We start from the raw sequence: 9148 nt of genomic DNA on the forward strand, positions 1-9148 counted from the left end.
AGGGCATCCGCTAGTTGTGGGGACCGGCCGGGCAACCAGGCCGTTGTGCACAGTAGGACGGGGGCCCTGGGGAATTATTCACCACCGCCCTACACCCCACCGGCCGGCCTCTTCGGCTTTGTTTGACCACCCTGGATCGGAGTGTTACGGCCTCTCCCCATGATGTCCCACCTGCCCCTGGCGCTCGGCGCCATGAACTACCTGGAGATCATCCGCGGCGCTTCGCTCATCGAGCTGTCCGTGCTCCTGCTGCTCGTGGGGGTGTCCGTGTCTTCCTGGGCCCTCATTGTCATGAAGCACACGCAGCTCTCCCGGGCTCGCTCACAGTCCCTTACCTTTCTTGACACCTTCTGGAAGGGGACCCGGCTGGAGGGCATCTACCAGTCGGCGCAGAAGCTGGAGGGCTCGCCGCTCTCGAAAGTCTTCTGTGCCGGGTACGAGGAGCTGTCCAAGCTGGCCCAGGCCAAGGAGGGCGCGGACGGGGCCATGAGTGAGCGGCTGGGCGGAATCGAGAACGTGGAGCGGGCGCTGAACCGCGCCGCCACGACGCAGATCACCGAGCTGGAGGCGCGGGTGCCCTTCCTGGGCACGGTGGGCGCGGCCGCCCCGTTCGTGGGGCTGTTCGGCACGGTGATTGGCATCCTCAACGCCTTCAACGAGATCGCCGACAAGGGCAATGCCACGCTGTCCACGGTGGCCGCGCCGGTGGGCAATGCGCTGTTCGCCACGGCGGCGGGCCTGTTCGCGGCCATCCCTGCGGTGGTCGCCTACAACTCGTTCGTCAGCCGCATCAAGGTGTTCGACACGGAGATGTCCAACTTCTCCGCGGACTTCCTGAACATCATCAAGCGTCACTTCTTCAAGTAGGAGGCGGGCGCCATGGGCATGGGTGGAGGCAACAGGGGCCAGGGGCGTGTCACCATGAGCGAGATCAACGTCACGCCCATGGTGGACGTGATGCTGGTGCTCCTCATCATCTTCATGGTGACGGCGCCCCTCATCCAGCAGGGCGTCAAAGTGAACCTCCCAGAGGCCAAGGCCACGCCGGTGGAGGCCGCCGACAAGAAGCTGGTGCTCTCCATCGACGTCTCGCGCCGCGTCTTCATCGGGGACGCGGAGGTGGCGCTGGACGAGCTGGAGAAGAAGCTGGCCGCCAACGCCAAGGCCCAGGCCGACAAGGAGGTATACCTCCACGCGGATCGGGATGTGCCCTATGGAGTGGTGGTGGAGGTCATGGCTGCCACGCAGCGCGCCGGCATCACCAACGTGGGGATGATCACGGACCCGGCTGCGGGTGCAGCGGCGTCCAAGGGAACCAGCCCCAAGAAGGAGGCGAAGCGCTAGCCCATGGGCCTTCACCCGGCCGTCTCCCAGAGCATGCTCGCCGCCCGGCCCTCACGGCTGGGCCGCTTCCTTGGCGTCTCCGTGGCTGGCCATGGCCTGCTGCTGGTGCTGGGCCTGGTGTACTCGGCGCTGACCGCCGGGCCGAAGGTGAACCCGAACCTCCCGGTCATCAAGGCCACCCTGGTCCGCCAGGGCAAGCCACGCGATCCCAAGCTGCTGCCGCGCAAGGAGCAGCCCCCGCCTCCACCCAAGGAGGTGAAGGCGCCGCCTGCCCCGCCTACCGCGGCTCCCAAGCCTCCGGAGAAAGTGGCTGTGTCCGTGCCTGCCGCGAAGCCGCAGCCTGCGCCCGCTCCACAGAAGGGCGACACCTCTGCCGAGGATCGGCGCAAGCGGCTCTTCGGCGCCTTTGACAAGACGGCCAAGCAGGCCCCGCCCGAGGAGCTGGAGGGTGCCGAGGACGGCGATCCGGACGGCGACTCCGCCATCGCCGAGGGCGAGCGCTACTACGCGCTGCTCTCCGCACAGGTGCGCCGCAACTACAACGTCGCGGAGTCCATCCCCGATTCCGAGCGGCTCTTCCTCAAGGCGCAGGTCCAAGTGCGCCTGGGCCGGGCTGGCGAGGTGCTGCAGTCGAGCCTGACTGCAACCAGCGGAAACGATCTCTTCGACTCCGCTGTGCTCTCCGCGGTGAAGAAAGCCTCTCCCTTCTCCCCTCCCCCTGATCACCTTCGTGACGCGCTCCAGAAGCAGGGGGTCGTCCTGGAGTTCCGCCCGTGAAAGCCCTCCTCCTCTCGCTGCTGCTCTTCCCGATCGCGGCGCTCGCGCAGGCCCCGGTCATCCAGATCTCCGGCGCCAACTTCCGCCCGCTGCCTCTGGCCGTCCCCGCGCCGCTGAGCCTGGATGAGGGCGGCAAGCGGCTCGCCAAGGACTTCGACGGGCCCTTCCTGTTCGACCTGCGCGCCTCCGGCATCTTCCAGGTGCTGGACCGCTCCAGCTTCACCGCCGATCCCAAGGAAGGGGTGACGGCGGGCAGCATCAACTTCTCTCGCTGGGCGGACGTAGGCGCCGAGTCGCTCGTGAAGGTGCAGCTGGGCGCCGAGGGCAACACGCTGCGCGGCGAGCTGCGCCTGTTCAACGTGGGCACCGGCCGCGAGGACTTCAAGGCCAGCCACGACGTGCCCACTACTGAGCCGCGCCAGCTCGCGCATTTCCTCGCGGACGCGCTCTACCGCCACCTCACCCGCGAGCCGAGCCCCTTCCTCTCGCGCATCGTCTTCGTGCGCAAGGCGGGCTCCAACCGGGACGTCTCTGTGGCCGACTGGGACGGCAACAACGCCCGAGCCCTCACCAGCGGCGGCATCAACCTGCTGCCCGCCCTGGGCCCTGGTGGCGCCGTGGGCTTCACCTCCTACCGCCGCGGCCGGCCGGACCTCTACGTCCAGAAGCCCGGCGAGGAGGCTCGCCCCGTGGTGCAGAACGGGCAGATGGCCACTGGCATTGCCTGGTCTCCGGACGGCAAGCGCATCGCTTACGCCCTGGCCGAGGGCGAGAGCACGCAGCTCTACGTGGCCAACGCGGACGGCAGCGCGCCCAAGCGCGTCACCGACACTCCCTACGGCATCAACTCCAGCCCCACCTGGTCGCCAGACGGCAAGCGCATGGCCTTCGTGTCCAACCGGGGCGGCTCTCCGCAGATCTACGTGATGGGCGCGGATGGCTCGAGTCCGCGGCGGCTCACCTTCCAGGGCAACTACAACCAGACGCCCGACTGGTCGCCGCGCGGGGACCTCATTACCTTCACCGCACGTGACGAGCGCAACGCGTTCGATCTCTTCACGGTGAACGTGGACACGGGGAAGATCGCCCGGCTCACCCAGGATCAGGGCAACAACGAGGAGCCCGTCTTCTCCCCCAACGGCCGCCTCATCCTCTTCACCTCCACGCGCGATGGTGCGCCACGGCTCTACGTCATGACCGCCGACGGCAACAACCAGATCGCCCTGCCCATGGACAGGAGCGGGGGCCTCACGCCCGACTGGGCCCCGGCCCCGTGAGCAGCGCGCCGCTGCGCGCACGCTGGGCGCTCGATCCGGAGATCGTCTTCCTCAACCACGGCTCGTTCGGCGCCTGCCCCACGCAGGTGCTCCAGGCCCAGGACGAGCTGCGCGCTCGCCTGGAGGCCGAGCCCGTGCGCTTCATGGTGCGCGAGCTCGAGCCGCGGCTCGATGAGGCCCGCGCGTCGCTGGCCTCCTTCCTCGACGCGAACCCGGAGGAGCTGGCCTTCGTGCCCAACGCCACCGCGGGCGTCAATACGGTGCTGCGCTCGCTGCACTTCGCCCCTGGGGATGAGCTGCTCACCACCAACCACGAGTACAACGCCTCCCGGAATGCGCTGGACTGGGTCGCTGGCCGCCTGGGCGCGAAGGTGGTCGTGGCCCGGCTGCCCTGGCCCGTACCGACGCCCAAGGCCGTGGTGGAGGCGGTGCTCGAGCAGGTGACGCCGCGCACCCGGCTGCTCCTCATCGATCACATCAGCAGCCAGACGGCGCTCGTCCTGCCGATCCAGGAGCTGGTCCGGACCCTCCGTGAGCGCGGGGTAGAGACACTCGTAGACGGTGCTCACGGCCCCGGCCAGGTGCCCCTCTCCCTGCGCGAGCTCGGCGCCGGCTACTACACCGGCAACTGCCACAAGTGGCTGTGCGCGCCCAAGAGCGTGGCCTTCCTCCACGTGCGCCAGGATCTTCAGGCCGGGCTCAAGCCGCTCTCGGTGAGCCATGGCCACAACTCGCCGCGCCGGGATCGCTCGCGCTTCAGGCTCGACTTCGATTGGACGGGGACGCATGATCCCACCCCCGCGCTCTGCGTCCCGCTCGCCCTGCAGGTCATGGGTGCCATGCTGCCCGGGGGCTGGCCAGCGCTGATGGCCGACAACCGGGCCAAGGCCCTCGCCGCGCGCAGGATGCTGTGCGAGCGCCTCGGTGTCGCCCCCCACTGCCCCGAGGAGATGGTGGGCGCCATGGTCACCGTGAGCCTGCCCGAGGGCTACCCGGTGGACCCTCCCCCTCCGCACTACCTGGACCCGCTCCAGGACCGGCTCTTCCACGACTGGAAGATCGAGGTGCCCGTCATCGCCTGGCCCAAGCCACCCCAGCGCCACCTCCGGGTGTCTGCCCAGCTCTACAACACACACTCGGAGTACCAACGTCTGACGGAGGCTTTGGAAGCGCTCCTGCGTTGAGTAGGCTGGCGGGCAATGCCTCGCTTTGCCACCATCGACGTGGGCACCAACTCCGTCCTCTTGCTCGTGGCGGACCGGACTCCCGAAGGTCCGTTCCAGGCCGTCCTGGAGAAGGCCGAGATCACCCGGCTGGGCCGAGGTGTGGACCAGAGCCGCCGCCTCTCCCCCGAGGGCATGGGAGCCACGCTCGATGTGCTGACGGCCTTTGCCCAGGAGGCCCGCGCCCTGGGTGCGGAGGCCATCGCGGTGTCCGCCACCAGTGCGGCGCGCGACGCCCAGAACGGCGCGGAGTTCCTCGAGGCCGCCAAGGCGCGGGCCGGAGTCACGGTGGAGATCATCTCCGGCGAGCAGGAGGCACAGCTCTCCTTCGCCTCCGCCCACATGGACTTCGGCAATGAGGCGGCCGGAACGCTGCTCGTCATCGACATTGGCGGCGGCTCCACCGAGTTCATCTACGGCAACAGCGCCGGGCGGGTGGACTTCCGCCACAGCTATGACGTGGGCTCGGTGCGCCTCACCGAGCGGTTCATTCGCACCGATCCCATCTCCCCCGAGGAGCGTGAGCGCGTCACCTCCCACCTCCGGCAGGCCTTCTCCTCGCTGCCTCCTCCACCGCCCGCCGCCGAGCTGGTGGGCGTGGCCGGCACGGTGACGACGCTCTACGCACTGCACCACCGCATCGATCCCTACGACGCCACGCGCGTGCATGGCGGGACCCTGACCTCCGCCCAGCTCGAGCAGCTCGTGGACCGGCTCTGTGAGCTGCCACTCGCCGAGCGTCGCACCCTGCCCGGCCTGCAACCCAAGCGCGCGGACGTCGTCCCCGCCGGCGCGCTCATCCTCCGGGAGGCCTTTCGCGCCTTGGGACTCGGCCAGTGCCGCGTCAGTGATCGTGGCCTGCGCTGGGGGCTCATGGCGCACCGCTTCGGAGCCCGCCGGACATGAGCCAGTTGCCGGCCGTGGCCGCCCCTCCGCACGCGGAAAGCAACGCGCGCGCGGGCTACGCGCTCCTCATCCTCACGCTCATCAACCTGGTCAACTACCTCGACCGGTACATCGTCGCGAGCGCTCTGCCCGGCATCCAGAAAGAGCTCGGCATCAACAACACGCAGGCGGGCCTGCTCGGGACCGTCTTCATCGTGGTGTTCATGGTGGCCTCCCCGCTCGGCGGCTACCTCGGGGACCGGATGCCCCGGAAGTACTTGGTGGCGGGCGGCGTCCTCCTCTGGAGCCTCGCCACCGGGGCCTCGGGCCTGGCGGGCACCTTCATGACGCTGCTGCTCGCGCGCGCAGTCATCGGCATCGGCGAGGCGGGCTATGGCGCGGTGGCCCCCTCCATCATCTCGGATCTCTACCCTCGCCACCTGCGCACGCGGGTGCTCGCGTTCTTCTACATCGCCATCCCGGTGGGCGCCGCGGCAGGCTACGGGCTGGGCGGGTGGATGAGCAGCACCTACTCCTGGCACGCGGCCTTCTTCGCGGGCGGAGTCCCCGGGCTTGTCCTGGGGACAATGGCCTTCTTCATGCCCGAGCCCCAACGGGGAGCCATGGATGGGCCGGACGCGCAGACGAAGATGCCCTTCCGCGTGGGGCTCAAGGGGCTCGCGGGCAATAAGGCCTTCTGGGCTACGACCGTGGGGTACACGCTGATGACGTTCTCCATCGGCGGGCTGGGCTACTGGATGCCCACGTACATGGTGAATACGCGCGGCATGCCGGAGGGACAGGCGGGCCTGGCCTTCGGCGCGGTGACGGCCGTTGCGGGCTTGCTGGGCACCCTGGCGGGTGGGTGGCTCGGGGACAGGATGGACCGGCGGCGCGAGGGCGGTGGTCTGCTCATGTCCGGCGTGGGGCTGATGCTCGCCGCCCCGTTCATGTACCTCGCCGTGCAGTTGGAGTCCCAGGTAGCCTCGTTCGCCGTCATTGGTGTGGCGCAGTTCCTCCTCTTCCTCAACAGCGGCCCCATCAACGCGGCCATCGTCAACTGTGTGCCGCCGGCCTTCCGCTCCTTCGCCATGGGGCTGAACGTGCTGTGCATCCACATGCTGGGAGACGCCATCTCTCCCACGCTCATCGGGCGGATCGCCGATCTGTCCAGCCTCACGGCCGCCATCGAGGTGAACGCCGTGCCGGTGCTGTTCGGCGGCGCGGCGCTGCTCATCGCTGCGAAGCTCTACCACGAGGCCATCCCTCGTCAGCGCTGATCCAAAGCTGCGAGAGTGCGTGCCTCTAGAACACTCAGAGAGGAATGCTCCATGAAGACGTGGATGAGCGGTCTGCTTAGCGCCATCACCCTGTCGGGCCTGGGCGGGTCCATGCTGTCATGCTCGGACGACAAGAAGCCGGAGCCGGAGCAGGTGCGGCCGCTGCCCCTCGGGGGGAGCAACCTGTCCGAAACGCGCGAGTCTCAGGAGGTGGCGCCCGGTGTCACGTATACGCGGATCGCGCGTGGTCAGGAGTCCAGTCAGGACGTCCACACGGTCGATGTGGCGTTCAGGACCGATCGCACCGCGGCAGAGACCCTCCTGACGGAGCTCCTGGGCAAGGGCTTCCAGGTCCGGCTCGAGGCCGTCTCCAAGCGGGCGCCGGACGATCCGGGGAGCGGGCCCATCGGGTACCTGGTCCGCAGCGGCTCTGTCCCCACCACCGCCGAGGTCAACTCGCTCCGGGATCAGCTGGCCGCTGCCGGCTACGCGGGCCTGCGGACCGTCTATACCGGCGAGGATGGCGGGGAGACGACGGGGCCCTGGGTCGTGCACGTGCTCGAGGTTGATTCCTCCCTCTTCCAGGGGAGGGTGGAGCCGGAGCTGGGGACGGGGCTCATCCCGGAGCGGGAGCTCCTCACGGCCCTCGCCAAGAGAAAGGGCGCCCTGGCCGCCATCAACGGCGGCTATTTCGTGATCGGTGCGAGCGATGGGACGCCGGGAGACATGGCGGGCATCTCCGTGATCAAGGGCTCCCTCGTGAGCGAGGCGGTGGATGGCCGTACGAGCCTCATCCTCCCGCCTGGCGCGGGGAAGGGCGCCGACATCGCGGCCATCCGAGACACCGTGACCGCAACCGCCTCGGACAGCGCGAAGCGCACCGTGGACGGTCTGAACCGGGCGCCGGGCCTCATCCGAGCCTGCGGTGGAGAGGGCGGCGACATGCCTCTTGAGCTGCCGAAGCACGACTTCACCTGCACCGATGACAGTGAGCTGATCCAGTTCACGCCGGCCTTCGGTACCTCCACGGTCGCTGGCCCGGGGGTCGAGGCCGTGTTGAATGCGGGGAGCGCCGTCATCGAGCTGCGTGAGGCCCGAGGCGGCTCCATCCCGCCGAACGGCTCGGTGCTCGCGGGCACGGGCGAGGCGGCGGAGTGGCTGCGCGCCCATGCCCAGCTGGGAGCGACGATCCAGGTCGCGGTGGACATCACTGCGGAGGGCGCTCCCCTCCCGGCGGGGGCAGGCGTCGTCAATGGCGGCCCGCGCCTCCTGAGCGACTCCGAGCCCAAGATCACCGCCTTCGCCGAGGGGTTCGTTCACAGCGACAACGCGGAGTTCTATTACCGCTTCGGCGTCCGGCGGAACCCGCGCACGCTTGCGGGCGTGACGAGTGATGGCAAGCTGCTCCTCGTCGCGGTGGATGGCCGGCAGCCGGGCTACAGCGTGGGCGCGAGCTTCGAAGAGAGCGCGCTCATCATGAAGGCGCTCGGGGCCGAAGAGGCCGTCAACCTCGACGGCGGTGGATCCACGGGCGTGATGGTGGGTGAGAACCTCCTGACCCGGCCCTCCGATGCCACGGGCGAGCGTCCCATCGGCGACGCGATCGTGATCCTGCCGTAGCGCCACTCTCTGTCGGAGAGCTCTTCCTGAGACCTGCCTCCTCGCTCCATCGTTATGGGGAGGCAGGCTGCTCCACACGGGGCCGGTACTCGCCGGCCAGCTTCTCCACCTCGGCGGACAGGCGCTCTCCGTCCTGCAGCAGCAGGGCCTTGAGCCGCGCGCGGCTGCCCAGCGTGAAGAACACGCCGATGTCCCGCTTCAGGTCCGCCCAGCGCTCGACGAAGTAGAGGGTGAAGAGCGCCAGCGGCGGCACCCCCACCAGCGCCACCACGCCCCAGATCCAGCCGCCCAGCAGCCACGCGGCCACCGTGAGGCCTGGCCACCACAGCAGCGCCATGAGCAGCGCGCCCAGGAACTTCACCGTGGCCTGCGTATCCAGCTCGCTGTTGCGCGCGGCCAGCCGCGGCACCTGGTACGGCAGGCCGAAGAGCACCAGCCCCAGCGCAAACAGCGGCAGCCCCAGGCACAGCGCCAGCAGGTTCTTCACCACGAAGGTGGCCACCTGCCCGGGCTGGTACACGAGCGTCAGATCCTTCGGGTTCGCGTGCACCAGCTCCAGCCGCCGCTGGAAGGACATGAGCGAGGAGCGCACGTGCTCGAAGCGCTCCGGCTGCTCGGATCGGAAGAGCTGCAGCCCCTTCGCCCAGCGCTTCAGGCGCTCCCGGTCCGTCTTCTCACCCTGGCGGAACGCGTAGAGCTGCTCGGCCGTCTGGATGAGCGGCAGATCCTCCCACTGCGTGAG

Annotated in this window: 8 protein-coding genes and 1 pseudogene; 8 read left to right on the forward strand and 1 reads right to left on the reverse strand. The window is 69.1% G+C overall.

Annotated elements, in window-relative coordinates; translation table 11 throughout:
- Nucleotides 1-159: 159 nt before the first annotated feature.
- The 8 genes from VD972_RS17075 to VD972_RS17110 all read left to right on the forward strand — a co-directional run bounded on the left by VD972_RS17075 (nucleotide 160) and on the right by VD972_RS17110 (nucleotide 8406).
- Complete coding sequence (locus VD972_RS17075; protein WP_324988315.1) at nucleotides 160-867, forward strand: MotA/TolQ/ExbB proton channel family protein; 708 nt, start codon at nucleotides 160-162, stop codon at nucleotides 865-867.
- A gap of 12 nt (nucleotides 868-879) precedes the next feature.
- The gene (gene tolR, locus VD972_RS17080) at nucleotides 880-1344 is read left to right on the forward strand and encodes a protein TolR (RefSeq protein WP_324988317.1); all 465 of its coding nucleotides are present in this window, start codon (nucleotides 880-882) and stop codon (nucleotides 1342-1344) included.
- A 3-nt stretch (nucleotides 1345-1347) separates the two neighbouring features.
- Nucleotides 1348-2121, forward strand: a complete 774-nt coding sequence (locus tag VD972_RS17085; RefSeq protein WP_324988319.1) for an energy transducer TonB — start codon at nucleotides 1348-1350, stop codon at nucleotides 2119-2121.
- Complete coding sequence (locus VD972_RS17090; protein WP_324988321.1) at nucleotides 2118-3398, forward strand: DPP IV N-terminal domain-containing protein; 1281 nt, start codon at nucleotides 2118-2120, stop codon at nucleotides 3396-3398. Before VD972_RS17085 ends, VD972_RS17090 begins: the two co-directional genes overlap by 4 nt.
- Nucleotides 3395-4582, forward strand: coding sequence for an aminotransferase class V-fold PLP-dependent enzyme (locus VD972_RS17095; protein WP_324988323.1), 1188 nt, complete (start codon nucleotides 3395-3397; stop codon nucleotides 4580-4582). Before VD972_RS17090 ends, VD972_RS17095 begins: the two co-directional genes overlap by 4 nt.
- Before the next feature lie 15 nt (nucleotides 4583-4597).
- Nucleotides 4598-5527: a Ppx/GppA phosphatase family protein gene (locus VD972_RS17100; RefSeq protein WP_324988326.1), complete on the forward strand. Its 930-nt coding sequence runs from the start codon at nucleotides 4598-4600 to the stop codon at nucleotides 5525-5527.
- Complete coding sequence (locus VD972_RS17105) at nucleotides 5524-6786, forward strand: MFS transporter (RefSeq protein WP_324988328.1); 1263 nt, start codon at nucleotides 5524-5526, stop codon at nucleotides 6784-6786. The genes VD972_RS17100 and VD972_RS17105 overlap by 4 nt, the downstream gene beginning before the upstream one ends.
- Nucleotides 6787-6849: 63 nt before the next feature.
- A complete protein-coding gene (locus tag VD972_RS17110) occupies nucleotides 6850-8406 on the forward strand; it encodes a phosphodiester glycosidase family protein (RefSeq protein ID WP_324988331.1) in 1557 nt (518 codons plus the stop codon).
- Between the two features lie 52 nt (nucleotides 8407-8458).
- Here the strand turns inward: VD972_RS17110 and VD972_RS17115 are convergent.
- Nucleotides 8459-9148 (reverse strand): annotated as a pseudogene (locus VD972_RS17115) (acyltransferase); the annotation flags it as partial.

It is taken from the genome of Hyalangium sp. (assembly GCF_035629615.1).
GTDB lineage: Bacteria > Myxococcota > Myxococcia > Myxococcales > Myxococcaceae > Hyalangium.